Raw genomic sequence first — 24,957 nt, forward strand, 5'->3', positions numbered from 1 at the left:
GCCGTGACAACGGCATGAAGATCCTGTTCTCCATGCATGGCGAGGCGGGCCATCACCTGGGGACGTTCCGGCTGGCCAGGGCCCTGGTGTCCCAGGGCCACCGGGTGACCTATCTCGGGCTTCCCCGGGTGAGGCCACTGGTGGAGGACCAGGGCTTCGCGTTCATCGAATTCGCGGGCGATCTCTTTGCCACGCCCGGCGACGGGCAGGAGTCCCCGGCGGCGGACGCCCTGTTTCGCCGCTACACCACCGCCATCGTCGACGGCACTCTCGATGGCTGCCTGCTCTCGGCCCGGCCGGACCTGCTGCTGTGTGATTCGTTCCTCTGGTACGTGGCCCTGCGGGCCCTGCGGCTGGGCATCCCGACCATCCAGATCTCCACCTCGCTGTTCCTCTTCGACAACGCCCGCATCCCCCCGGCGGTGACCTCCCTCAGGCCGGGCCGGGGCTTGCTCTCGGCCCTGCGGATCACCCTGGCCTGGAAGCTGATGCATCTGCGGTATCTGGTCACCAAGCGCCTGGCGTCCCGGCTCGTCGGTGCCTACCGGGCCCCGCTGCGGATGCACCACCTCACCGACACCTTTCTGTGGGTGGCCCGGCAGTCCGGCGTCCGCCTGCGGCGCAACGTCACCTATCTCCAGGATGAGATCGGCCCGCACCTGATCCTGCCCGAGCTGGTGCTGTGTCCGGCCGCCTTCCAGCTGCCGGGCCCGCGGGCGAAGCAGCGGCACCATTGCGGCGATTTCATTGATTTTCAGCGCCAGGAGCCGGCGCTGCCGTTCGATCCCTCCGGCCGGACGATCGTCCTCTGCTCGCTGGGTACGAGCGCGGGGGCCTACCGGCAGGCCCGGCGGTTCTTTGCGGCCGTGGCCGAAGCCAGCGCCCTGGCTCCGGAGTGGTTCTTCGTGCTCCACATCAGCGATCCAGCCCTGATCGGCGCGTTCGCTTCTTCCGCCAATCTGCTGGTGGTGCCCTGGATTTCCCAGCTCACGCTGCTGCGCCATGCGGCCGTCATGGTTCACCATGGCGGGCTCAATTCGATCATGGAATGTGTACAGAACGACGTTCCCATGGTGATCCTTCCCTGCGCCAGGGATCAGCCGGGCAATGCCGTCCGGGCGGCCCATCATCAGCTGGCCCTCACGGCGGATGTCCGATCGATCACGGCCGGCCGGCTGCGCCAGCTGATCGGCGACGCCCTGGCTGATCCGGGATTGAAGCGGGGCCTCAGGCGCATGAAGGATCAGATCGAACGGGAGCGTGGACTGCAGCAGGCGGTGGCCTTCATTGAAGGCTTCACGGCCGACTTCGCGGCCGGCGGCGACATCGACGAGCCATAAATGATTCTCTCGCATCTTTATGTCGTGCTAGCTTCAATATGGCCCTGCATGCCCAATGTAAGGGTCACTCCCTGTGTGTCTTAACCACAGCCGTTGTCATGTCACTGGAGGATGTCGAGCAGATCAGGGCGATCCCCTTCAGCGCCTTTCCCCATGGGGGGTCACCATCCATCGTTCCGTCCTCCAGTGTGATGCTGCCGACGATGAACTCCCGCTCGGGCCAACTGGAGAATGAAGGCGTCACCGAGGACTTCGTGGCCCCGTCCCATCCCCGGTTCCGACCTCTGCAAGACCTGCATCCACGTCATCACGCTGCCCGCGAACATTCCGGCCTTCGCGTACGACAAGGCAGCGGAGTGAGGCCAGCGTCGTCGTGAGCGATTCCAGCGTTGCCCTGCCGTCGTCCCTGCCCTACGGGGCCCTCATCGACTCCGTTCTGGCGGCCCATCCCGAGCGCCCCGCCCTGGCCGAACGCGCCTATGTCATAGCGGCCGACCCCGCCACGGGAGCCACCCACCGCCAGATCCTGGCTGAGTTCCGCCCCATCACCTACCGAACCCTGCGGGATCGGGTCCGCTGCCTGGCCGCGGCCTGGCACAGCGACCCCGCTGGCGTCATCCGGCACGGGAAGCGGGTCGCGATCATCGGCTTCGCCAGCATCGACTACGCCGTCATCGACCTGGCCCTGGCCTACACCGGGGCCGTGCCGATGCCCCTGTCGGGGCACCATTCGGCCGCCGAGTTTGACGCGATCCTGGAGCGGACCACCCCAGCGGCGCTGGCCGTCTCCATCGCCCAGCTGCCCGCGATGGTGGATCTGGTGCGGCGCCACGCCTGCATCCGCCAGCTGATCGTCTTCGACGCCGACACCCGGATCACGGCCGAGCGCACCCTCGTGGAGGAGGCCGAGGGAACGCTGCGGGCGGCGGGGTCGACGGTTCCCCTGGTGCTCCTGCCGGATCTCATCGTCCGCGGCCAGGGCGACGACGTCGAGGTCCCTCCCCCGGCCGCCGTCGACCCGGAGGCGATGGCCCTGCTGATCCACACCTCGGGCAGCACCGGTCAGCCGAAGGGGGCCTGCATCTCCGCCGCGGCCCTGATCAACACCTGGCACCAGGTCACCGGTCCGGACCCGAAGGTGGCGGTGGTGCTCGCTCCCTTCCACCACATGATGGGCAGGGATTCGATGGTCACCGCCCTCAATTCCGGTGGCCTGGCCTGCTTCACCCTGAAGCCGGATCTCTCCACCGTCTTCGAGGACATCCGCCTGGCCCGACCCACGGGACTGGTGCTGTTTCCGCGCCTCTGTGAGTGGATCGACCAGCACCTGCGAACGACCACGTCCGACGACCTGCGGTTCTTCCTGGGCGACCGGCTGCAGTCGATCGTCGTGGCCTCGGCGCCGATCGCGCCCCGCATCCGGGCCCTGATGGAGGACACCTTCGGGGTGCCGGTGCATGAGGGCTACAGCAGCACCGAGACGGCCAGCGGGGGCCTGGCCATGAACGGCCGGCTCAACCGGCCCAACGTCATCGCTTACCGGCTGCGGGATGTGCCGGAGTCGGGCTACTTCCTCAGCGACCGCCCCTACCCAAGGGGCGAGTTGTGCGTGAAGACGCGGTTCGGCATCCGGGGGTACTTCAGGAACCCGGAGGCGACGGCGGCCCTGTTCGATGCCGACGGCTTCTGCTGCACCGGGGATGTGGTCGAGGAGCGCGGGCCCGGCCAGATCGCCCTCATCGACCGCCGCCGGAACGTCATCAAGCTGTCGCAGGGGGAGTACGTCGCCGTCGGCGTGCTGGAGCAGCTGTTCGCCGATGGCTGTGCCTCGGTGGCCCAGATCCATGTCCATGGCGAGAGCAGCCGTTCCTACCTGCTGGCGGTCGTCGTGCCGGACCCTGAGGCCCTGGCGCGGCGGCCCCGGCCCCCGGCCGATGACGTCGAGCTGATCGCCCTGTTGCGTGAGGAGATCGTGCAGCTGGCCGGCGAGAAGGGCCTGAAGAGCTTCGAAATTCCCCGGGATCTCCTGCTGGCGGACGAACCCTTCTCCCATGCCAATGGCCTGCTGTCCTCCCTGGGCAAGCCGCTCCGGCCCGCCATCCGCCAGCGGTATGCGGCGGCCCTGGCCGCCCTTTATGACAGCCACGACCGTCTCGGTGATGCGGCCCTGGCCTCCCTCCGCCGGCCCGGCGCCGCGCTGGGCCTCGAGGAGCGGCTGCGGCTGCTGCTGGCCAGCACCCTCGGCGTCCACGACCAGGCCTCCCTGCAGGATCGCTGCTTCCGCGACCTGGGCGGCGACTCCCTGGCGGCCGTTCAGCTTTCGGTGCGGATCGAGGCGGAGTTCGGCGTCGCCATCGAGGCCAGCCAGATCCTCGGGCCCGACGGCACGATCGCGGCCTGGGCGCGGATTCTCCGGGCCGACGGCTCCGGCCCGGCCCGGGAGCCGGCCGCCGACGTGCTCGCCGCCGACGACTTCCGGGTGGAGGCCTTCATCGACACGGCCACGCTGCGGGCGGCGGCGCAACTGCCACCGGCTTCAGGGCCGGCCCGGTCGGTGCTGCTCACCGGGGCGAACGGGTTTCTGGGCGGCCGCGTCGCCCTGGCCTGGCTGGAGCGCCTGGCCACCAGCGGCGGCCGGCTGGTGTGTCTGGTCCGGCCCAGCCGCACCCAGTCGGCCCGGGAGCGCCTCGATGCCCGCTTCGCCCACCTCGAGCCGGCCACCGCGGCGCGCTGGCGCACCCTGGCGGAGCAGCACCTGGAGGTGGTGGCCGGCGACATCGGCGAGCCGCGGCTGGGGCTGGACGCCGCCACCTACGACCGGCTGGCCCACAGCCTCGAGGCCATCGTCCACTGCGCCGCCCTGGTGAATCACCGGCTGGACTACCGCCACCTCAGCCGACCCAATGTCATCGGCACCGCCGAGATCGTGCGGCTGGCGCTGACGCACCGGCGCAAGTCGATCGTCATGGTCTCCACCATCGGCGTGGCCCCGCTGAAGGAACGGGTCCGTCTCGATGGCTCCTATGCCAACGGCTACTTCGCCAGCAAGTGGGCCTGTGAGCAACTGCTGGGTTCCACCCACGCCACCACGGGCCTGCCGATCCGCATCCTGCGATCGGGGCTGGTGCTGCCCGATCGGCACCTGGCCGGGGAACGCAACCCGGAGGACATTCTCTCGCGGCTGATCCACAGCCTCCTGCTCACGGGCCTGGCCCCCCCCGCCTTCAGCGTCACCGATGCAACCGGCCAGGAGGCGGGCTTCCGGGCCAGCGGCCTGCCGGTGGATCAGCTGGCGCAGGCGATCGTGGCCCTCGGGGATGGCGCGCCCGAGGGCTTCCACCGGTTCACCCTCGGTGGTCCCGCCGACGGCGCCTTTCCGCTGGAGGCCCTGGTGGAGCGGATCGAGGCGGCGGGCTTCCCCCTGGAGCGGACGGCCAGCTACGGGGAGTGGCTGGAGCGGATCGAGCCGGCCCTGCGGCGGCTGCCCGCGGCCCAGCGAGCGCTGTCGCTGCTGGATGTGCTGGAGGCGTACCGGCCCGCCCCGGTCCGGGATGTGGAGCAGGGGGCCGAGGCGTTCGCCCGCTTCCCGGCGGCCTACCTAGGCAAGGTCTGCGCCGACGCCGTCGCGGCCGCCGGCGTCGCTGCCGCCTGAGTCAGGGCCCCGCCGGGACCACCGTCAGCGCAGGGCGGCGGGAGGTTGTCCCGCCAGCCAGTGCTGCTCGATGGCCTCGAGGCTCCGGCCCCGGGTCTCCGGCATCGCGAAGGCCCAGAAGGGCAGCGCCAGGGCGGCGATGCCGGCATTGACGAAGAACACCACCGCCAGTCCCAGGGCATCGGCCAGCATCGGGAACAGGAAGGACGCCGCCATGCCGCAGAGGAGCTGGAAGGCGATCACGAAGCCGATGGCCCGATCCCTCACCGCCTGGGGATAGATCTCCGACACCACCATGCCGCAGACGGAGGCCAGGCCCAGGGAAAAGGAGCAAACGAAGAGGATGAGACAGATCAGGACGAGATATTGAACGGCAGGGGTGCCCTGGGGCAGCAGGGCGAAGATCAGCCCGAAGCCGATCGAGCTGGTGAGGATGCCGAGGATGCCGATCAGGAACTGGGTGCGGCGCCCCAGCCGATCGACCAGCAGGAAGGAGAGGGAGGACATGGCCAGGCCGAAGCCACCGACCCCGATCGTGGTCAGCAGGCTGGCGGTGGTGGGATCGCTCACGCCGCAGGCCTGAAAGATCGTCGGGCTGTAATAGGTGACGATGATGATGCCCGTGCATTCCTGGAAGAACACCAGGGCCAGGCCGATCAGCAGGGGAGGCCGGATGGTTTTCGAGAACAGGGGCATCGCCCCCGGGCCCGCCGGGGTGTGCTCGAGGCTGGCCCTGAGCTGCTCCACCTCCTCCCTGGGGTTGTCGACGCAGAGCCTCTGCAGCATCCGCTCCGCCGTGCTGAAGCGGGACTGGGTCATCAGCCAGCGCGGCGATTCCGGCAGGAACAGGGCGCCGATCCCCAGCAACAGCGCCGGCACGGAACCCAGGTAGAGCATCGCCCGCCATCCCTCGGGCACGGCCATCAGCAGGGTGCTGGTCCCGTAGGCGGTGAGGGAGCCAATGCCCACCGCCAGATTCTGAATGTTGTTCAGCCGGCCCCGGATCGGGGCCGGGGCGATTTCGGTGATGTAGAGCGGCACGATGCTGGCGGTCACCCCGGTGGCCAGGCCGGTGACGAGGCGACCGAGCACCAGGATCTGCACCGAGTCGGCGAGGCCAGAGACGGCGGTGCCGACGATGAGCACCACGGTCGTCGTCATCAGCATGTAGCGCCGGCCGAAGGCCCCCGCCAGATGGCCGCTGATGAACGATCCCAGGATCGCCCCCACCAGCACCGAGCTCACCACCAGCCCGCTGCTGAAGGGGGTGAGGGCGAACGCCGTGCGGATCTGCAGCAGGGCCCCGGCGATGATCGTCAGGTTGTAGCCGAAGAAGATGCCGCCGATGGTCACCACCGTGGTGGCCAGGGTGGCGGCGATCTCATTGCGCTCATCGGCCGTCCCTGAGCGGTGCCAGGTGCGGCGGATCTGGGAGAAACGCAGCCGTCGGGTCTCCGGGTAGAGGAAGAAGCACAGCGGCAGCGCCACCAGGGCCGTGGCCAGCGACACCCCGTAGACCGCCAGGGTGTCGGCCGGGGAGTCGACCGACAGGGCGGCGATCACCATGACGGCATTGATCAGCCAGTTGACGGTGATCGGAATGCTCATCGAGAGACCCCGCACCGGCAACGGGTACATCTCGGCCACGAACAGCCAGGGCAGGGGCCCCAGGCCGATGGCGAAGAAGAACACGTAACCGAGGATCAGGAAGGGGCTGACGGCCACCGCCAGCGGCGGGAACAGGGAGGTGGTGGCGTCGAGAATCAACCCCGCCAGGCAGAGGGCCAGGCCCGCCAGGCCCGCCAGCAGCAGGGGCCGGCGGCCGATGCGATCGACGAGCAGCACGAACAGCAGGGTGCTGAACAGATTCACCAGGCCGACCACGATCACCGGATCCCAGCCCAGAACGAAGCCCTGGAACAGGGAGCCGTCGCCCGCCAGCTGCAGCACGAAGTTGATGCCGCTCAACTGCTGAATGGCGAATAGCAGGATGCCGATCCCCAGCAGTTTTCGGTTCGAGGGCTCCAGCAACGCCACCCACACATTCGGATGGTTGCCCGTCAGGCTCTCCTCGATCGCGGCCACCTCCGGCTCCACGTTGGGGCCGTGGATCAGCTTCAGCACCGCGCGGGCGGCATCCCCATCCCCCTGCTTGATCAGCCAGGCGGGGGAATCCGGCAGGATGATCGCCCCGATGCTGACGACCACGGCAAGGATGCCGCTGATCGTGTACAGCTGGGAAATGTCCTGGCCGTCCACCAGCCTCGTCTCGATGACGAAGGCGAGCACGATCCCCAGGGTGATGCTCAGCTGGTTGAGGGACACCAGGGCGCCCCGGTGCCTGGCCGGGGAGATCTCGGCGATGTAGAGCGGGATCGCCAGGGAGGTGACCCCGACGATGATCCCGAGGAAGAAGCGGGCCACCACCAGCTCCTCGAAGCGCTCGGAGATGGCGCAGGCAAAGCCGAAGAAGGCGTAGCAGGCCGCACTGGTGGTGATCACATCGCGGCGGCTCAGGCCATCCCCGAAGCGGCCCATGAACACGGCCCCGAGGATGGCGCCGAGGAAGAAGGCGCCGCTCAGCAGCACCTGGGAGCCGAGGGTCAACGACCAGTCGCTGGCGGCCGTCGCGGCCACCAGCCCGAGGGTCGTGGCGTTGAAGCCGAAGAGCAGGCCCCCCAGGGAGGCCAGCAGCGCGAAGATCCAGACCCTGGGTATCACCGCTCAGCCGACCGGGACGGCGGCGGCGGCGGGCCGGCCGACGCGACCGGTCTGGGGGTTGTGGCGGGCGGTCTCCAGCAGGGCCAGGCGGCTGTCGAAGAGGGTGTCGGGGTCCACCTGCTTGCCCTCGCCGCAGACGCAGTTGAGGCTCATCGCCTGGAGATCGCGGTGCTCGCGCAGCAGGCGCAGGTTGCCGTACTCCTCCTTCTGGTGGCAGGTCTCGGCGTACTGGCAGGGGGCATAGACCTCCTCCCGCAGGGCCGGAACGAAGCCGGGATCCAGCACGGAGCCCAGCCGGCCCGTGCGGGTGTCGGCGTAGCTGGTGCAGGGGAAGACATCGCCCCAGTTGTCGACGATCAGGTAGTCGTGGCCGGCGGAACAGAGACGCCCTTTCCCCCCGTAGAGGCCCACCAGCAGGGCGGCCAGGAAGCGGATCTCCCGGCCCAGGGGTCCGCTGTCGGCCATGGTGCGGAACACCTCCAGGCCGGGTTCACCGGCCGCCAGCAACTCCTCGATCGGGTCCCTGCTGAGGAAATGGCGGGCCCGCTTGTCCACATCGACGGCGTCGCTCATCGCCTCGGTGGGGGGCACATCGAAGCCGGGGAATTTCAGATCCGCGGAGGTGGGGATCGCCCGCTCGGCGCAGCGCGAGAGGGCGTCGCGGATGACCGCCACGTTGTCGGTCGCGAGCAGGGTGTTCACCACCACGTCGAAGCCCAGGTCGGCGGCCATGGTGACGTTGCCGAGGAAGTCGTCGAGGGCGATCTCGGTGTGATGGAAGGTGCAGAAGAGTTTGAGCCTGGAGGGCTCGATGAGGCCGGCCAGTTCCGGCAGCCGCTTCTTGAACAGGGAGGCGTTGGTCTGCACCTCCACGAAGGCCACGTTGGGCTGGGCCGTGAGCCAGATCAGATCCTCGATCACGTCGGCGTTGAGGAAGGGCTCCCCGTGCACGTCGTAGCGAACGCCGATGCGATAGGGCAGGGAGGCGGCCCATTCGATGGCCGTGCGCGCCATGCCCCGGCCCTGCTCGGTCCCCCACATGTTGCGTTTGGTGCCCCGGCTGTAGTCGATGCCGCTCACCTGGCTCTGCCCCGCCGCCGCCACGCAGTAGTTGCAGCTGAAGTTGCACTTCAGCATCCGCACGGAGATGCGGATCTTGAGGAATTTGTCGCCGTCCAGGGGAAAGGGATTGGCCATGCGGGGGAAGAAAAGGCTGTGCGGGGGACCGTCAATCGGCGGGCTTGTCAATCGGCGAACTTGACGACGATCTTGCAGTCGCCGTCAGCGAGGTCGTCCGGGTGCTCGAGCACGGATCGCAGCCGCTCCAGCCCCTCGATGGTGCTGCTGACGATCCGATCCAGGGGCAGGACCCCGGAGAGGCACAGGTCGATCAGCCGCTCGTAGACCCCGCCGAGGTGGCCGCGCAGCCCCATGACGCTGATGGCGTTGGTGATCATGTGGTCGACCGCCCCGATCCGCAGCGGTTGTCCGCCCCTGCCCAGCAGGGCCACCCGGCCGCCCGGGGCGATCTGGCGGAACACGGCATCGACGTTGGCCAGTGCACCGGAGGCTTCCACCACCACGTCCCAGCCGCCGTCAGGCATCTCCAGCGACTCCGCCGATGCCGCCACCTGGTCGGCCCAGGCCGCGGCGAAGTCCCGGCGGTAGGCGGAGGGCTCGACCACGGCCACCAATGCGGCGCCGTGGAGCCGGCGCGCCATCATGGCGACCAGCAACCCGATCGGTCCGGCCCCAAACACCAGCACCCGCTCGCCCGGTGCCACCTGGGTCTTCCGGCAGGCCAGCAGGGCCACTCCGGCCGGCTCCAGACAGGCGGCCATCTGCAGGCCCCGCTCGCTCTCGGCCAGCCGGCCGATGGCCACGGCCGATCGGGCGGGCACATCGGCGATCGCGGCGAACAGCCCGTCCTTCTCCATGCCCAGGAGCCGGGCGTCCAGGCACTGGTTGAAGGCGCCGGAGCGGCAGCACCGGCAGGCCCCGCAGCTGAGCACGGATTCCGGCGCCACGATGTCGCCCACCCGGAAGCGGGTGACGTCGGATCCGGTGGCGATCACCCGGCCGATTCCCTCATGGCCCAGCACCCGGCCCTGCTGGGGAATCGAGGCGGGGGCGGAACTGCGGACGAACCCCAGCGGATCCCGCTGGGTCATGTGGAGGTCGGTGCCGCAGATGCCGACCCGCAGCATCTGCAACCGCAACGACCCGGGATGGAGGGGCTCTAGCCGCCGTTCTTCCAGGGCGATCCGGGGATCCCTGTAGCGCCGGTTGGTCTGCCGTGGTTCGGCGCCGTTGCCGGTCTCGGTGGCGTGGAGCACCAGGCTGCAGGTGGTGGTGGCGCCGGCGTTCATGCTTTCCATCCGGCGTCCAGCACTCGCCGATGGTCGTTGGAGTGCCGGCCGCTGTCAACAGGGCGACCGTGGGCGGCAGACAAACCCAGTGGGGCCGGCCATCATGACGGGGCCGGCAAGTGATCCATGGCCGCCAGGGACCCGATCCGGGACTTCTTCTCCTTCCTCCTGGGGGGCGTGCTCTTCACCATGGGCGCGTTCCTGTTCTTCAACCAGGTGATGGTGAGCTCCGTGGCCTTGGGCATGGGCTTCCGCTTCGGCCGGCGGGCTGCGGGTGGCTGGGGTGGCGCCGGTGCGGCCTGGGGCGGCGGCTGGGGTGGCGGTTTCGGCTTCTCCCAGGGCCTGGGTGGCGGTTTCGGCCTGCTGCTGATCCCGCTCACGATCGGGGTGTGCCTGCTGTTCGCCCTGCGCAACCAGCGCTGGGGCTGGTTTCTTGTGCTGGCGTCGGCGGCGGCCCTGGCGGTGGGGATCCTGCAGACCCTGATCATGAGCTTCCAGCCCACCTCGCTCTGGAACGTGCTGACGATGTTCGCCCTGATCGGCAGCGGCGGTGGGCTGATGTTCCGTTCACTGATGGCCTACGACGATGGCAAGGACCGGCAAGAGCGAGCGGACCGGGGCGAGCCCGAAGACCGTTGAGGACCTGATCGTCGAGATGGAGCCGGTGCCCCCCGGGGGACGGCCTCCGAAGCCACCGGCCCTGCCCCCGGCCTCAGGACCCTCCCGGTTTCCGCCCCTCCAGCGGCTGCTGGCCTTGGGGCTGGTGCTGGTGGGCTTCGGTGCCGGCTGGATGGCGGCCGGCGTGCGGGCGTCCCTGGCGGAGAAGCCCGCCGCCGGCGGGCGGGGCGAGAGCCGCCAGGACCTGCTCGCCGATGGCTGGGTGGAATCGGATCAGGGGGTGTTCACCCGCCGCTGCCAGGGGATCTGCCGCAAGCCCCGCCTCTATGGCGGCGGCATCATCGACGTGATGGAAGTGGCCTGCCTGGAGCGTCCCTGCGGGCAGATCCAGGCCAAGTTCGATGTGGTCGACGGCATGGGCCAGGTGCTCGGGGAGGTGGCCATCGACCGACCCGGACGGCAGGGGGAGCGCCTGCAGCTGCTGATCGAATCAGATAAGCCGCAGGCCCGGAGCTTCGTGCTCCAGTCGTTCGCGGCCCGCGCCAGGGTGGAGTGACGCTCGTTTGGGGTTCACCGCCTTGAAGACACTCCCCTTCCAAGACGGCGCGGCCATGCCGATGCTCGGCCTGGGCACCTGGAACGCCCCTGCGGGCGAGGTGGGCGCGGCGGTGACGGCGGCGCTGCAGCTGGGCTACCGCCACATCGACTGCGCCGCCATCTATGGCAATGAGGCCGAGATCGGCGAGGCGATCGCCGCCGCGATCCGCTCGGGCCTGGTGCGGCGCGACGACCTCTGGATCACCTCCAAGCTCTGGAACAACGCCCATGCCCCCGAGGACGTGGCCCCGGCCCTGGAGCGCACCCTGGCCGATCTGCAGCTCGAGCACCTCGATCTGTATCTGATCCACTGGCCCGTGGCCTTCCGGCCGGGCGTGGTGATGCCCGAGAGCGCCGAGGATTTGGTGTCTCTGGAGACCCTGCCGATCGCGGCCACCTGGGCGGCGATGGAAGCGGCCGTGGAGCGGGGCCTGTGTCGCCACATCGGCGTCAGCAACTTCGGCATGGCCACCCTCTACGGCTTGCTGGGGCAGGCGCGGATCCGGCCGGCCATGAACCAGGTGGAGCTGCATCCCTATCTGCAGCAGAGCCAGCTGTTCACCTTCTGCGAGGCCCACGGCGTGCACCTCACGGGCTATTCGCCCCTGGGCACCCCGGGCCTGCGCCCCGAGATGGGGCCCCCCGGCCAGCCGGTGCTGCTTGAGGACCCCACCATCACAGCGATCGCCACCCGTCGGGGCCTCACGCCGGCCCAGGTGGTGCTGGGCTGGGCCCTGCAGCGCGGCACGGCGGTGATTCCCAAGTCGGTGTCGCCGAAGCGCCTGGCCGAGAACCTCGCCGCCGCCGAGGCCGAGCTGGCCCCCGAGGACATGGAGGCGATCGCCGGGCTCGACCGCCACCATCGCTTCATCGACGGCTCCTTCTGGGTGAAGGAGGGCGGCCCCTACACACTGGAGTCGCTCTGGGCCTGATCAGGCTGGTGAGCCGTCCCCGGCCAGCCGCCGACGCAGGTAGGCGATGGCCAGCTCGCCGGCTTCGGCCACCAGCCGGTCGCGGCGGTCCTGCTCCTGGGTGGCCGCGAGCCACAGGAGATGGCCGACGGTCTTGACCAGCACGTAGGCGATCAGGTGGGCGTCGTCCTCGCGGAGGTCGGTGCCCTCGCCAGCGGCCCGCTCCACCAGCAGGCCGCTCCAGTCGTTGATCAGCCGCACGTCGGCCTCCTCCTCGATGGCCAGCAGCTCGGGGGTGGCGCTCTGCACATCCAGGAAGATGGCCGGATAGCCGGGGTGGTCGCGGAAGAAGCGATCGGTGAGGGCCACGGCGGCGGTGATCGAGGCCTCCAGGGAGAGGCAGCGGCCGTCCCCCCGGTCGAAGAAGGCCGTGAGCAGCTCGTGCAGCTGCTCGGCGTAGAGCTGGGCCAGGCTGCGCAGGATCGCCCCCTTGTCGGGGAAGAACTGGTAAAGGGAGCCGATCGGCACCCCGGCTTTGGCGGCGATGGCGTTGGTGGTGGTGCTGCCGACGCCGCCGGCCACGAACAGCTCCTCGGCCGCCGCCAGGATCCGCCGCACCCGTTCCTGGCTGCGGGCCTGGCGGGGCTGGCGGCGCAGGGGCGAGGGCTCGCTGGCGGTGGCGGTGGCGTCGGCCATGGCGGGAAGCGGCAGACCGGGAAAACCTGAGCGATCCTCGCATCCCATTGACAAAGGCGAGGGATGCTCATAATTTCCTGGACGTGAGGACTGCTCACGTTCTTTCGCGTTCATCCCGATGACCACCACCGTTTTCCGCCCCAATCCCGCCCCCACCGCGGCGTCGTTCGAGGCCCAGGAGCTGCCGCCCCAGCTGTTCCGCGTCCTCGGCACCTTCGTGGCCATGAGCGGTGGCGACACCGACCTCGAGCTGGTGGGGGCCCTGGCCGACGCCCTGCTGGAGACGCCCTCCTATGCCCTGATGGCCGAGCAGCTGCGCCGCGATCCGGCCTGCGCCGAGTTGATCGAGGCGCGCTGGATCCCACCGGCCCACAACCTGGAGCAGCTGGCCGCCCTGCCCGAGGGCAGCCTCGGCCACGCCTACGCGGCGTCGCTGGCGCGGCTGGGCTACGACCCCAACCTTCACGCCGGCATGGAGCCCGCCACCGACGCGGCCTATGTGGAGCTGCGGCTCAGCCAGACCCACGACCTCTGGCACGTGGTCACCGGCTTCGACACCACGGTGACGGGCGAGATCGGCCTGCAGGCCTTCCATCTCACCCAGTTCCCCTACCCGCTGGGGGCCGTGCTCACGGCCCAGGCCCTGGTGTCGGCCACCCTCGGGGCCCCCGAGCTGCTGCCGGAGCTGGTGGAGACGATCCGCACCGGGCTGCAGATGGGCCTGGAGGCCAGGCCCCTGTTCGCCCAGCGCTGGGAGGAGGGCTGGGAGCGGCCGCTGGCGGAGTGGCGCGAGGCGCTGCAGCTGCGGCCGTTCAACGAGCGGGTGGGGCAGCTGTGAGCGGCAAGGCTGTGGGCGGATCCCTGCTGCGGCGGCCGGGCTTCCGCTGGCTCTGGCTGGGCCAGACCCTCCTGTTCGCCGGCGTCCAGTTCTGGTTCGTCGCCGTCACCTGGCTGATGCTGCAGCGCACGGGCTCGGGCACCTCCCTGGCCCTGGTGCTGATGGCGGCGGCCCTGCCCCGGGGGCTGCTGCTGCTGCTGGGCGGCGTGCTCAGTGATCGCCATCCGCCCCGGACGATGGCGGTGCGGGCCGGCTGGATCCTGGCGACGGCCACCGGGGTGCTCACCCTGCTGGCCAGCCGCGACGCCCTCGACCTTGGCCCGGTGCTGGTGCTGTCGGCCGTGTTCGGGGCGGCGGAGGCCTGCCTCTACCCCGCCGCCCTGGCCCTGCTGCCCCGCCTGCTGGAGGACCGCCATCTCGGCCGGGCCCACGCCTGGCTGCAGGGCAGCGAGCAGATCAGCAACGTGGCCGGCCCGGCCCTGGCGGGGCTGTCCCTGGCCGTGGCCGGGGCGACGGCGGCCCTGGCCTTCGACACCGTCCTGCTGCTGCTCGCCGTGGGCTGCTTCGTGCAGGTGCGGCCCCGACTGGCCGCGGCGGACACGGCCCCGACGGGGGGCCTGGGCCAGGGCCTGCGGGAGGGGATCGCCTTCGCCTGGGGCCACGGGGCGATCCGCACGGGCCTGACGCTGATCGCCATGATCAACCTGGCCGTGCTGGGCCCGGTGGTGATCGGCGTGGTGGAGCTGGTGACGCTGCGCTTCGGCGGTGGCGCCGCCAGCTACGGCTGGCTCCAGGCCGCCTATGGCGTGGGCGCCCTGGTGGGGGTCTGGTGGGCCGGCCGGTTCGGCGCCATCGCCCATCCGGGGGGCGCGCTGGGCTGGCTGTCGGCCGGGCTGGGGGCGGGCCTGCTGGGGCTGGCGGTGGCCGGCCAGTGGTGGACGGCGGCCGCCCTGCTGGCGGCGATGGGAATCGGCGGCGGCCTGGTGGGGGTGCTGGCCACGGCCTGGTTGCAGCGGGAGACCCCGGCACCCCTGCAGGGCCGGGTGATGGCCCTGGCCATGCTGGCCGGCGTCGCCTTCGATCCCCTGTCCCAGGCCCTCTCGGGGGTGCTGATCGACATCTCCCTGCCGGGGCTGTTCGTGATCGCCGGGGGGAGCCTGCTGCTCACGGTGCCTTTTGCTCTGCGTAGTGCGCGGGGGTGAGTGGGCGGCCAGCCATGCCAGCGCCGGGTGGAATGGGGATCCACCTTGGGCGTGATCCCGTTGCCGGACTTGAACGGCTCAAGGTGGGCAGGACGGAAAGACTTGCGTATCGCTGGTTACAGGTGGTTATAGGACCTCTCAACCTCTGCTAGAAAGCGGAAGTTGGTCTCGTAAGGCTGTGAAGCATCAGCATGTCAGGAAATCCGCCCTGCCGCTCGGCAGGAGATTCTCGGAATGGGAACACATGTGAGGAGTGGTTCTCGGAACCGTCCAATGAATTGTTTGGCCGCAGACAACACCAGCTGACCTCAGTTGAACTTAGTCATGAAGAAGCTGTTCGCCATCATCGCCACAGTGCTACTTGCAACAGGCTCAACTGCACTCGTCTTGCAGGGCTACGAACACGGTTGGACTGGATTCCCGGAGTACGTCCCTGCGAATAAAGATGCCGTGCGGGCAAAGACTCTCTGGGATTGGCTAGACCTACTCATCGTTCCAACGGTCCTCGCAGTTGCGGCATTTCTGTTGGAAGGATCCAGGAAACGGTCAGATCAGGCGGTAGAAAGTGATCGGCAGCGGCAGCAGACACTTGAGGCGTACTTAGACTATGTATCTGAACTTCTACTTGCCGGACACTTGTTCACCCCGAATGCTCCTAAATGCGCGCGCAAGCTCGTGCGCACCAAAACATTAGTCGCACTGCGTCTGCTCGACGGGAGTCGAAAGGCTCAAGTCCTCCAGTTTCTCTATGAAGCCAGATTGATTGACTCAAGTCCAGGTCCAGTCATTAGCCTAAACGGAGCCGATCTTAAAGCAGCACTTCTTGACGAGGCTACTCTGTCCGGAGCGGAAATACGAGGTGCCTACTTCAATGGGGCGTCAATTAGATCTGCTACTCTCCGGGAAACCGATCTTCGAGGCTCTGACTTTTCGGGAGCAGACTTTACGTCATCCGATTTGACGAGAGCACTGCTCGTACAGGCTAAGCTTGCCGGTGCCTGCTTAAGGAGCGCCACATTAAAGGAAACGGACATGTCAGACGTAGACTTAACCAAAGTCAGGATGACGTACGAACAGCGCCGCGAAGCTAAAATGGAAATCTAAGATGGAGGCAACGATGACAGACCAAACTTGTTCTAAGTGTAATGGTTCTGGAAAGGTTCCTTGCCAAGGCTGTGGAGGGACTGCACAACCCAATGATAGTTCAACCACAGAACTGTCACTTTGGTCTTCATGTGCAAGTTGCCGGGGCACCGGGGAATGCAGCTGCTCTACCTGCGGCGGAACCGGGCATGAGCCCTTGGCTTGACGACTTTGAGGAAGGCTCATCATCGTTAGATTATCGAATGCGCCGCTACGGTCCATCCTTTCGCTAGAGCGGGCCTCCACCGGCGCGCTCAGCTCAATCTTTAGAACTACGGAGCTCTACTTATAGAGGAACATTTGACGTGAGTAGCTTACCGAGCGTCTACAGGCAAAATGAGCCATGCGTCGGAGTCACTGTTCACAAGGTAAGCTAAGCTTTCCCTCAAACGTCTGAAGCTTTTGTCATTGCGGTAGACTGGCGCGGACTCAATTTGAGAATGTGCAATATTACAAGGCTCTGGCCGATGAACGACATTGATCATATACACAAATTCTGGCTTGCCTTTCTTGTCGTTTTGAACAACATCAGCAATTTGCCTGATTCTCTCGCAACGTATGCATACCACGCCATCTTCTGAAGTCTTTTGCGTATGGTGAGGATTCGCGCCACAGAGATCCTCTCTGTCAACAGAAGGACACCTTCCAGAGTCACGAAAGGCCTGCGCGCTTAACTTGATGCCTTCAGGCAAAAGCTGATAAAGCTGCACCCCGTCACTGCAGCCATAGAACACACACCGATACACTCTCTCTTTGTCGTCGACATGCGTCGCCAACATATTCAGGATATAAGCCATTGCCACAAGGCAACGAAAGAAAATGGATTCACAACTTCTCCATCCTCCATTTCGTTCTTAATGTCTGGTCCCCAAACGCGTATAAATTCTATGGCAGTATCTGAGAAATAGATGGTTAGTTTTTTGTTGGCGCTCCACCATTCCAAGGATACTTCTTGGTCTACGTAGTTAACCAATGGTTCAACCCAGGGAAGTCGAACCTCGGATATTAGGAAGTTGACTTCTGATAACCAGAATTTCAATCGAAGAGAAAGCTTTGAATAGAGATAGTCATGAATCGATAGCCGCTCAAGTCCGGAGATCAAATGAGACAAAGAAGCCTGCGTTGTGTCATCTCTGCTGGCAGATATTCGTGAAACGTAATAACTGAAAGTTGAGGCCGAGGCTTGCGTGACAGAATGCAATGACAAGAAATGTTGCGCATAAAAGTCTCTGGGGGAGAAAGATTTAGGTCTCAGGTTCGGCAATGCCTGGGTGTCAATCGGTTGCGCTTGAGAGAATGTAGCCTTATGGGTACGTCTTTCAGAAAGCACAATAGAAGTTTCTTGAATGTCAGTACGCTTGAAGAAGCTAGAATTTAAGGAAGTAGTATCATTGAGTGTTTCAGACTCTGCAATAATCATCACTTGCGCCGCTCCTTAACGTCATTTAGGACCAAAGACTCAAAGTTGTTTGAGATTGTATCATGTGCATCCTTGGCCCACTTCATTAGCTCGTCAATCGCGAGATCATGTTGAGTATTGAAAACTTGGTATACCTGTAAATCTAGCAAAAGAAGCCGCTCGTCCGCTGCGAAGTCAAACGACCTGACGAGGTAACGGCCGCCATCATTGCTACCAAGCTGTCTAGTATCATGAACCTTGAGGTTGTTGAGCTTGTCAGCTTCAGAAGATGGGAATGGCAGTCCAATCTGAAGAATCGCTACTGGGTCGTCTGTATTCTCAAACCTATTGATATATCTAATGCCTAGCCTGGTTAGTTGGGAAAGTCCGAAGGGAGCTCCGTGCTCAAGTACCGCACTCAGAACATCATGAATGTGCTGGGAGTAGTCGTTAAAACTTGTGTACGATAAACAATTTACCGTTAATAAATCTTGTCCAAGTTGAAACAGCACTGCTCCTGAGGTATCCGAAAATCTGTGGCGCACAAATCCAGGAAGAGACGGAATCAGAGGAAAATCATTCGCAGGCAATGCAAGTGAAGTTGGGTACTCTTCCTTAAGGCTATTAAAGATATTTCCGACGAAAAGAGAGTAATCTGAGACAGCTGGGAAAAACAGCTCAAAGACTGCCTCCTGTAGAGGCGGGTCTCTCCAGCGTGGGGAACTAGTCGCAACCATGTCGCTGTACTTTAAGCAAAGCTAGCCTAGCGCGGATTGCTCCCGGACGGCAGGGATAGCTTTTCACGTCCTTGAACGGCTAGTTTGGCTGAGTCTAGAATGGTCGGAGAGCGTGGAATGTCTTGTCAATCTGAGGGATTTACAGCTTTGATGCGACGACCAATCTGGCGACTGGAGGTGGTGAGATTCAATTTGGGCTCAGTGATGGAGCCTTGCCTACTCCGATCTAGAAGATAAGCACGGCGCTGCCCTCGGCAATCCTAAATCAAAAAGTTGAAACTTTGAGACTTCGCAGATATATAGATGTCTTCAGTGAAAGTTCTGGTATCTAGATACAGAAATGGGAGCAGGTGTGATTAGCCAAATGACTATGCTCCAGCCTGCTTCCTGTTTGGGGCGTTACTCTGCTTGCAGGATAAGGACATCATAAACAACAGTCGTGCCAGGAGCATTGTGAGTAGCATGCAAGAAAATGATTCCGTAGTGTTCAGGCCGGCAAGCAGGGAGTTCGCTGGCAACACCCGCGACGCCTCGGATAGTAAGCTATCTTGGCGAAAAGATTGACTTGGTGGCCGGACAATCAAATAAACTTGTCATTGTCGTCTGGACGCAAGGAGACTGGCGGCGATCCTTTTCCCGCCAATATTCATGTGTGCCGCCCTATGGGCAGTGCCAATAACATAATCGAAGTCGATTAGGTATCTGTCACGCTGTTGCTTGACTTTCGAAATCACAAACAGACCGGTGGTGCTCTTCCGCTTGAGAAACCTGGCAATGCCACGAAGTACAAGCTGCGGTGGGACGGCCAAATTGGACACAGACATGTGTCAAACTGTTTGAATCTGCTCATCAGTTGGGCTATTGCCCAGGAAGGACATTGATGCACCCGTTACCTCCGTCCGATCTCCTGGAGTCCTGTTTGGTTGGAGGGAAATGGACTGCTTAGCATAACCCGTGCGATGTTCATCTCGATCGAGCTCTACAAAGTCAATATCAATATCTGCATGTCCTCTGCCGCTTGTGCGGCACCTGATAAATTGCTGTGTCTCACCATTTCTAGCCTGGTCTAAGGGGGTCATTTTCTCTGCGCCATTCTTGCGAAAGCAGCGCTTGAACTTCTTTCCTCTGCCACATGGGCACTGTAGAATAGTAGCTCGGGATAGTTGCGAGGTGACACAACTGGCTCCTCCGTCACGAATAACCTCAAGATCCACCAGGCCTGGCGAAGGAAGGCTCGTCCGCCGCTGATCTTGAGAGTTTGAGAAGCGATTTCCTGATCCTCCAATACTGCTTGCTGATCGAGGCAAAGAATTTTTTCGCTGTCGAGGGTCAGAGTGAGGAACTCGTCAACGAAGGGATGGTCGGAAAGGCCCTGCGCAGCTATCTGCATGAGATGCTCTCATTGGTAGACATCCATGTGCCATTTTTCTGCATCGAAGACTGGGGCTGGTGGCTGCTGGCGGAGTGGAACGGCACCCTGATAGGCCTGTGCATCCTTTCCGATCCGGACGCCGACATCCTCACCGTGACCGGCCACGCCCATCACCCCTTCTGATCGCCACTGGCCCCACCCCTTCCCCCATGGCCACCAGCGACTTCTTCCGCCCCGATTACCGCTCGGCCCGTGAGGCGTTCCTGGCCGCCGCTCGTGGCGCCGGTGCCCGGCTCACCAGCCATGTCCTGCCCGATCACCGCGGTCCGGCCGGCGAGCCGCTCGCCATCGATGCGGCGGCCCTGGGCCCCGCCGAGCCCGAGTCCCTGCTGCTGCTGATCTCCGGCACCCACGGCGTGGAGGGCCTGGCCGGATCCGGTTGCCAGGTGGGCGTTCTGCTGGATGAACTCCACGGCGCCCTGCCGGCCGGCGGCGGGGCGCTGCTGATCCATGCCCTCAACCCCCATGGCTTCGCCTGGCTGCGCCGCGGCAACGAACACAACATCGATCTCAACCGCAATGGCCTCGACTTCCGCGGCCCCCTGCCCGAGAACCCGGCCTACGACGCCCTCCACGCCGCCCTGCTGCCCGGCGACTGGGACGGGCCCGAGCGGCAACGGGCCGACGCCCTGCTGGAGGCCTTCATCACGGGGCACGGGATGGCCGCCTACCAGGCGGCGTTGCAGTGCGGCCAGTACACCCATCCCACCGGCCTCTTCTACGGCGGCAGCCGCCCCAGCTGGTCGCTGTCCACCCTGGAGACGATCCTCACCGAGCACCTGGGCCCGGCCTGCCGCCGCCTGGCGGTGATCGACCTGCACACCGGCCTGGGCCCCTGGGGCTACGGGGAGCTGATCGGCAGCGGCAGCACAGGCGACGACTGGCAGCGACTGCAGCGCTGGTATGGCCCGGAGGTCACCCGCCCCGGCCAGGGCCCCTCCAGCTCCTCGGTGGTGTCGGGATCGGTGCCGGTGTTTCTGCGCCGCATGCTCCCTGCGGTGGAGCTCACCTACCTGGCCCTGGAGTTCGGCACCCGGCCGATCGATCAGGTGCTGGCGGCCCTGCGCGCCGATGCCTGGCTGCACGCCGTGCCCGATCGCCCCACCCCCCACCGCGAGGCGATCCGCCGCCAGGTGCGCGACGCCTTCCTGATCGACAGCCCCGCCTGGCGGGCCGCTGTGTACGGGCGCTGCGCCGATGTGGTGCTGCGGGCTTGTAGGGGGTTGGGGGGTTGAGCCAGGCCCTTGATGCCCTGTCATCCAACCCTGCTGACCTTTCTCCAGCGCTATGAGAATGTGCCGGCCGGTCAGACGCGCTCCAGCACCTCGTGGCTGGCGGAGACCCAGGCGCCGGTGCCGTCATAACGGCGGATCAGGCGCTCCATCCGGCCCGGGGCCGGCAGCCAGCCGCCTACCAGCTCGAAGGCCGCCCGGTGGCTCACCTGCTCCGGCAGGTGCACGAAGCCGCCATCGGGCAGCAGTCGCAGCTCCGCCAGCTCGGCGGGCCCCAGTTCCAGCCGCACGGCGGTGGTGTCGGACTCGCTCCAGTCGGCGCTGATCGTGGCTGACTGGCCCTGCCAGCGGCCCAGCAGTTGCTCGGCACTGGTGGGCGCGGCCTCGGAGGCGTCGCTGCCGGCGCGGAACTCGCGGATCAGCACCAGCTGATCGAAGCGGCCGTCGGGGCTGTACAGCTGCACGATCCGGTGGCGCCGGTTCGCCCCGATGAAGCCGAACTCACCGCCGAAGACCGTGTTCGGCGCCACCTGCAGCGACCCCTTGTTGAACGCCCCGGAATCGAAGAACACCACCTGGCGCCCGAGGGTCCGGTAGTCCTGCTCCATGTCGCGGCTGGGCTCGCCCGCCCCCGGCGCCGGTCCGCCGCCCGGGGCGATCGCCGTGCCGGCCGGCCAGCGCTGCAGGCTGAAGCGCACGAGGCGGTCGTCGTCATCACCCGCCGCCAGCGTCAGCACCGAGGGGTGGCTCTCCAGCATCTCGCCGCCGGCGCTGATCGTGGTGAAGCTGCCCCGCCACTCCCCCAGGTTGCGCAGAAAGTTCTGCCATTGGCTGGCCATGGGGAAGGGCGGCAAAGGGGCGATGGTAGGCAGCCCGCCGTGACAGGCGCGCCGTGGGTGCCCTGCCGCCGTCTGGCGGGTCGCCATCTACGGCCGCTGCGCCGATGTGGTGCTGCCTGCCGGCACTTTGGCCCTGAAATGGGGCATCACCTCTTCGGCGAACAGCTCCAGATTGCGTTTCGTCTGCGCATGGGGCAGGCTGCCGAATTGCATGATGGCGCAGAGATGGCCGATCCCCAGCCGTTGCTCGAACTCCGCCAGCCGCCCACGGACCGTCTCGGGTGACCCCACCAGGAACATGCCGAGCTTGTCGACGGCCTCCAGGGAATGGTTGGCCATCAGCGTTTCGCGGCTGGTGATCATCAGCGTTTTGAGGGAGGACACCGATGTGTAGCCCGGTGGCAGCAACATCTCATTGGTCATGCGCAGAAACTTGTTGAAGAACGCCTCGATATGGGGCTTGGCCTCTCTGCGGGCGATGGCATCGGTTTCCGCCACATAGATGGGCAGGGCCATGCCCAGCTGTTCGGAACTCGCGGTATAGCCGTACGCCTCGGCGCAGTTTCTGTAGGTATCCATGAGCCCGCAGGCCACATCGATGTTGCTATAGACATTCAGGTAGACATACTTCCGCTTGGGATCGGACGCCCAGCGAATCGTTTCCAGGCTGCCGCCGGAGGGGATCCAGACATCCGGATGGGGCTGTTGAAACGGACGCGGCCACAGATTCACATAGTTGTAGCTGTAATGCTTGCCTTCAAACGGAAACGGACCCTCTTCGGTCCAGGCCCGGATGATCAGATCGTGCGCTTCATGGAAACGCTCCAGGGAATAGGTGGGATTGACGCCGGTGGCGTGATACTCCACGCCAATGCCTCTGACGAAACCGGCAATGAAGCGCCCCCCGGTGATGTTATCGATCATGGCGTATTCTTCCGCCACGGTGAGGGGATTGGACAGCAGGGGCAACGCGCGCCCCAGGATGCAGATCTTGCCTCGCTTGACGCTTCTCGAGAGCGCGCCCGCCATCACCGCCGGAGCGGGCATCAGGCCATAGGCCGACTGGTGATGCTCGTTGACGCACACGCCATCAAACCCGAGCGCATCGGCCAGTTCGAGCTCATCGAGATAGCGGTTATAGAGCTCATGCCCGACCCTGGGATCGTAATAGCTGTTGGGGAGCACCAGGCTCGCCGAGACATGCTTTTCAACGTAATCCAGGTCGAGGGCCCCATAGGGCATCAAATGAAAGGAATAGAACTTCATGCGGAGGCCTTGGCAGTGAATGCGTCCAGATGCTCGAGGTAGCGATCGGTGGCTTCCAGCATCGGGAAATGGCCGCAGTCCCTGTAGAGATGGAGCTGGGCGTGGGGGATCATGGCGTGGTAACCGTGGGCATAGGCCACGGGGAAAAGCCTGTCGCACTCACCCCATTGAATCATGGTTGGCATCGTCAGCCGATGCAACCATTTGCGTAGATGGGGATTGTGAAAGCGAGGATGCCAGGCCAGCCGCGCCGACATCTGCCTGGCTTTCAGCATCAGCTCGATATCACGCTCGCTCGATTGCTTCGCCCGCTGGGTTTCCCTGGCCTGCGGATCAACGATCAGCTGGCCGATCGTTTCTTCCGGGTTCCACAGAAAGGCATCTCCCATCGGGCAGCCGTCGATGCGGATGCCGGCTGCGGAACACAGGCTCAGGCTCCTGATCCGTTGCGGCTGCATCACGGCCATCTCCGCCGCCAGCCAGCCGCCCAGGCAGTGGCCGGCCAGGTGGCAGGTCTCGACCTGCAGGGCATCAAGTAAATCGAGGGTAAACAGGGCGAGATCCGCCATGTTGTCGATCCATTCCCCGGAGCCCGATGCGCCGAAGCCGGGATGGTCGGGCAGGATCACATCGTGGTGCTCCGTGAGCCTGGACAGCACGCTGTCCCACGAGGCTCGCCCATCCATGCCATGCAGCAGCAGGAGCGGTTCACCTTGGCCGCCACGCTGAACAAAGACGTTGCAGCCTCGCAGGTCGATGGTGTGTTCCGTGATCATGGGCCTACGCGGGGATGCCGTCATGGGCCAGGTCCCGATAGAGCCGGTGGTGCCGTTCGACGGGATCCTTCCAGGAAAAACGCCTGCAGACGTCCAATCCGTTCTGGATCATGGCCTCTTTGGCGGATTCCGACATGGCCATGAAGGTGTGGATGGCGTTCTCGATGGCCTCGGCGCTCAGTCCGTCGGTGCGGATCGCGCAGGTCTCATCGAGGTAGTCCTTCATGCCTCCGGCAAAGGAAGCAATCAGGGGTGTGCCGCAGGCCAAAGCCTCGAGTCCAACCAGGCCGAAGGGCTCATGGATGCTGGGGAAGATCACGGCGTCGGCCGCTCGGATGATATGGAACTTCTCATCCCCTGCGGTGAAAGGAATCCGGTGCACGTTATCGCGCTGGTGTGCCAGGTTCTCCAGTCGTTGATACAAGTCCGGATTCGAGCCGGCTTCTCCTCCCATCACGATCAGGTCGACGCCGCTGGGCAATCGGACATCGAGCAGCCGCCCGACATTCTTCATCGTATCGATGCGCCCGAAATACAGGAGCTTGACAGGATGATCCCCTGGAAGCTTCTTGTCTTCGTGTGGAATCGACGCAACGTCCTCCAGATGGATGCCGTGGGGGATCACCTGTGATTGCTGCGGCCCATCGAGTCTTGCCTGATCGCTCCGGTTCAGGAAGATGGCCCTGTCCGACGATTGAATGCTTTTCCGCTCCAATCGTTCAATCTCCGCCACAATCGCCTTGTCGACAGGCGGAGCAGCCATCGATTCCTTCGCCAGATCCTCCCGCAACAGGGTGTAGCTCAATTGGGTCGTGTAGACCGTCTTGATGTGGCCTCCCCAGTAGCTGGCCAAGGCGTTGCCCACCGGTATGGATGTCCAGTCCTGCAGGTGGATGATATCGGGCCTGTTCAGGTTCTTGATGGCATAGATGATCTGTATGGGGGCATTCATCAGGGTCTGGACAATGAAGTCACTGCCCAGGCAATCCCTGTATCCGCAGGAAAATACCTCGATTTGATCGGTGATCGTCTGATGGCCGTCGTTCGATCGCAAATCCAGCACCTGGATCCTGATGGATTGGTCGGCGTTGGCCAGGCCTTCAATGATTTCCTTGACAGAGCTCCCCATGCCGCAGGAGGCCCTGAATGGGTTGTCACACAGGATGAAGAGGAGATTCATGCTCGCAAG

Annotated in this window: 20 protein-coding genes; 10 read left to right on the plus strand and 10 right to left on the minus strand. The window is 65.1% G+C overall.

All coding sequences use genetic code 11. From position 1 onward, the window contains the following. Positions 1-14 precede the first annotated feature (14 nt). Positions 15-1,340: a glycosyltransferase gene (locus KUG38_RS08450; protein ID WP_216920608.1), complete on the plus strand. Its 1,326-nt coding sequence runs from the start codon at positions 15-17 to the stop codon at positions 1,338-1,340. A 373-nt stretch (positions 1,341-1,713) separates the two neighbouring features. Next, entirely contained in the window at positions 1,714-4,992 is a 3,279-nt protein-coding gene (locus KUG38_RS08455) for an SDR family oxidoreductase (RefSeq protein WP_216920609.1), read from the plus strand. A 24-nt stretch (positions 4,993-5,016) separates the two neighbouring features. On the opposite strand, the gene KUG38_RS08460 is transcribed toward KUG38_RS08455, so the two are convergent. Genes KUG38_RS08460 through KUG38_RS08470 form a run of 3 tightly spaced genes read right to left on the minus strand, consistent with a single transcriptional unit; the run spans position 5,017 to position 10,082 of the window. Continuing rightward, positions 5,017-7,713: a sugar porter family MFS transporter gene (locus KUG38_RS08460; protein WP_216920610.1), complete on the minus strand. Its 2,697-nt coding sequence runs from the start codon at positions 7,711-7,713 to the stop codon at positions 5,017-5,019. 3 nt (positions 7,714-7,716) lie between these two features. Continuing rightward, a complete protein-coding gene (locus KUG38_RS08465; protein WP_216920611.1) occupies positions 7,717-8,910 on the minus strand; it encodes a radical SAM protein in 1,194 nt (397 codons plus the stop codon). A 47-nt stretch (positions 8,911-8,957) separates the two neighbouring features. After that, positions 8,958-10,082, minus strand: coding sequence for a zinc-dependent alcohol dehydrogenase (locus KUG38_RS08470; RefSeq protein WP_216920612.1), 1,125 nt, complete (start codon positions 10,080-10,082; stop codon positions 8,958-8,960). A 126-nt stretch (positions 10,083-10,208) separates the two neighbouring features. Here KUG38_RS08470 and KUG38_RS08475 point away from each other — a divergent pair, with 126 nt between their 5' ends. Genes KUG38_RS08475 through KUG38_RS08485 form a run of 3 tightly spaced genes read left to right on the plus strand, consistent with a single transcriptional unit; the run spans position 10,209 to position 12,229 of the window. Continuing rightward, positions 10,209-10,721 carry a hypothetical protein gene (locus KUG38_RS08475; protein WP_216920614.1) on the plus strand — a complete coding sequence of 171 codons (513 nt, stop codon included), beginning with the start codon at positions 10,209-10,211 and terminating at the stop codon, positions 10,719-10,721. Continuing rightward, positions 10,669-11,256 (plus strand): hypothetical protein, encoded by a 588-nt coding sequence (locus KUG38_RS08480; RefSeq protein ID WP_216920616.1) that lies wholly within the window; start codon positions 10,669-10,671, stop codon positions 11,254-11,256. The genes KUG38_RS08475 and KUG38_RS08480 overlap by 53 nt, the downstream gene beginning before the upstream one ends. A gap of 22 nt (positions 11,257-11,278) precedes the next feature. Further along, entirely contained in the window at positions 11,279-12,229 is a 951-nt protein-coding gene (locus KUG38_RS08485; RefSeq protein WP_286195792.1) for an aldo/keto reductase, read from the plus strand. On the opposite strand, the gene KUG38_RS08490 is transcribed toward KUG38_RS08485, so the two are convergent. Beyond that, complete coding sequence (locus tag KUG38_RS08490; protein ID WP_216920618.1) at positions 12,230-12,904, minus strand: TetR/AcrR family transcriptional regulator; 675 nt, start codon at positions 12,902-12,904, stop codon at positions 12,230-12,232. A gap of 118 nt (positions 12,905-13,022) precedes the next feature. Between KUG38_RS08490 and KUG38_RS08495 the strand changes: the two genes are divergently transcribed. The 3 genes from KUG38_RS08495 to KUG38_RS08505 all read left to right on the plus strand — a co-directional run bounded on the left by KUG38_RS08495 (position 13,023) and on the right by KUG38_RS08505 (position 16,048). Continuing rightward, entirely contained in the window at positions 13,023-13,742 is a 720-nt protein-coding gene (locus tag KUG38_RS08495) for a Coq4 family protein (RefSeq protein WP_216920620.1), read from the plus strand. Continuing rightward, complete coding sequence (locus tag KUG38_RS08500) at positions 13,739-14,944, plus strand: MFS transporter (RefSeq protein WP_216920622.1); 1,206 nt, start codon at positions 13,739-13,741, stop codon at positions 14,942-14,944. The genes KUG38_RS08495 and KUG38_RS08500 overlap by 4 nt, the downstream gene beginning before the upstream one ends. A 324-nt stretch (positions 14,945-15,268) precedes the next feature. Continuing rightward, positions 15,269-16,048, plus strand: coding sequence for a pentapeptide repeat-containing protein (locus tag KUG38_RS08505; RefSeq protein WP_216920624.1), 780 nt, complete (start codon positions 15,269-15,271; stop codon positions 16,046-16,048). Positions 16,049-16,868: 820 nt separating this feature from the next. Here the strand turns inward: KUG38_RS08505 and KUG38_RS08510 are convergent. Together KUG38_RS08510 and KUG38_RS08515 are read right to left on the minus strand one after the other, a co-directional pair. After that, complete coding sequence (locus KUG38_RS08510) at positions 16,869-17,507, minus strand: hypothetical protein (protein ID WP_216920626.1); 639 nt, start codon at positions 17,505-17,507, stop codon at positions 16,869-16,871. Beyond that, entirely contained in the window at positions 17,507-18,223 is a 717-nt protein-coding gene (locus KUG38_RS08515) for a TIGR04255 family protein (protein ID WP_216920628.1), read from the minus strand. Before KUG38_RS08515 ends, KUG38_RS08510 begins: the two co-directional genes overlap by 1 nt. Positions 18,224-19,514: 1,291 nt before the next feature. Between KUG38_RS08515 and KUG38_RS08520 the strand changes: the two genes are divergently transcribed. Together KUG38_RS08520 and KUG38_RS08525 are read left to right on the plus strand one after the other, a co-directional pair. After that, positions 19,515-19,778, plus strand: a complete 264-nt coding sequence (locus KUG38_RS08520; protein ID WP_216920629.1) for a hypothetical protein — start codon at positions 19,515-19,517, stop codon at positions 19,776-19,778. Positions 19,779-19,804: 26 nt separating this feature from the next. Next, a complete protein-coding gene (locus KUG38_RS08525; protein ID WP_216920631.1) occupies positions 19,805-20,890 on the plus strand; it encodes a M14 family metallopeptidase in 1,086 nt (361 codons plus the stop codon). A gap of 71 nt (positions 20,891-20,961) precedes the next feature. On the opposite strand, the gene KUG38_RS08530 is transcribed toward KUG38_RS08525, so the two are convergent. The 4 genes from KUG38_RS08530 to KUG38_RS08545 all read right to left on the minus strand — a co-directional run bounded on the left by KUG38_RS08530 (position 20,962) and on the right by KUG38_RS08545 (position 24,948). Continuing rightward, positions 20,962-21,726 carry a DUF3598 family protein gene (locus KUG38_RS08530; RefSeq protein WP_216920633.1) on the minus strand — a complete coding sequence of 255 codons (765 nt, stop codon included), beginning with the start codon at positions 21,724-21,726 and terminating at the stop codon, positions 20,962-20,964. Positions 21,727-21,813: 87 nt separating this feature from the next. Next, on the minus strand, positions 21,814-22,992 hold the full coding sequence (locus KUG38_RS08535; RefSeq protein ID WP_216920636.1) for an LLM class flavin-dependent oxidoreductase: 1,179 nt from the start codon (positions 22,990-22,992) through the stop codon (positions 21,814-21,816). Next, positions 22,989-23,768: an alpha/beta fold hydrolase gene (locus KUG38_RS08540; RefSeq protein WP_216920638.1), complete on the minus strand. Its 780-nt coding sequence runs from the start codon at positions 23,766-23,768 to the stop codon at positions 22,989-22,991. Before KUG38_RS08540 ends, KUG38_RS08535 begins: the two co-directional genes overlap by 4 nt. A gap of 4 nt (positions 23,769-23,772) precedes the next feature. Further along, complete coding sequence (locus tag KUG38_RS08545; RefSeq protein ID WP_216920640.1) at positions 23,773-24,948, minus strand: glycosyltransferase family 4 protein; 1,176 nt, start codon at positions 24,946-24,948, stop codon at positions 23,773-23,775. Positions 24,949-24,957 lie beyond the last annotated feature (9 nt).

Origin of the sequence: Synechococcus sp. CCAP 1479/9, from assembly GCF_019038535.1 — a bacterium.
Taxonomy (GTDB): Bacteria; Cyanobacteriota; Cyanobacteriia; order PCC-6307; family Cyanobiaceae; genus Cyanobium.

Bases quoted from the DNA above. Each gene is read 5' to 3' on its own strand.
- KUG38_RS08465 (WP_216920611.1), bottom strand. From the start codon at position 8,910: ATGGCCAATCCCTTTCCCCTGGACGGCGACAAATTCCTCAAGATCCGC.
- KUG38_RS08475 (WP_216920614.1), top strand. From the start codon at position 10,209: ATGGCCGCCAGGGACCCGATCCGGGACTTCTTCTCCTTCCTCCTGGGG.
- KUG38_RS08545 (WP_216920640.1), bottom strand. From the start codon at position 24,948: ATGAATCTCCTCTTCATCCTGTGTGACAACCCATTCAGGGCCTCCTGC.
- KUG38_RS08535 (WP_216920636.1), bottom strand. From the start codon at position 22,992: ATGAAGTTCTATTCCTTTCATTTGATGCCCTATGGGGCCCTCGACCTG.
- KUG38_RS08510 (WP_216920626.1), bottom strand. From the start codon at position 17,507: ATGATTATTGCAGAGTCTGAAACACTCAATGATACTACTTCCTTAAAT.
- KUG38_RS08470 (WP_216920612.1), bottom strand. From the start codon at position 10,082: ATGAACGCCGGCGCCACCACCACCTGCAGCCTGGTGCTCCACGCCACC.
- KUG38_RS08450 (WP_216920608.1), top strand. From the start codon at position 15: ATGAAGATCCTGTTCTCCATGCATGGCGAGGCGGGCCATCACCTGGGG.
- KUG38_RS08540 (WP_216920638.1), bottom strand. From the start codon at position 23,768: ATGATCACGGAACACACCATCGACCTGCGAGGCTGCAACGTCTTTGTT.
- KUG38_RS08480 (WP_216920616.1), top strand. From the start codon at position 10,669: ATGGCAAGGACCGGCAAGAGCGAGCGGACCGGGGCGAGCCCGAAGACC.
- KUG38_RS08490 (WP_216920618.1), bottom strand. From the start codon at position 12,904: ATGGCCGACGCCACCGCCACCGCCAGCGAGCCCTCGCCCCTGCGCCGC.
- KUG38_RS08515 (WP_216920628.1), bottom strand. From the start codon at position 18,223: ATGGTTGCGACTAGTTCCCCACGCTGGAGAGACCCGCCTCTACAGGAG.
- KUG38_RS08505 (WP_216920624.1), top strand. From the start codon at position 15,269: ATGAAGAAGCTGTTCGCCATCATCGCCACAGTGCTACTTGCAACAGGC.
- KUG38_RS08525 (WP_216920631.1), top strand. From the start codon at position 19,805: ATGGCCACCAGCGACTTCTTCCGCCCCGATTACCGCTCGGCCCGTGAG.
- KUG38_RS08495 (WP_216920620.1), top strand. From the start codon at position 13,023: ATGACCACCACCGTTTTCCGCCCCAATCCCGCCCCCACCGCGGCGTCG.
- KUG38_RS08530 (WP_216920633.1), bottom strand. From the start codon at position 21,726: ATGGCCAGCCAATGGCAGAACTTTCTGCGCAACCTGGGGGAGTGGCGG.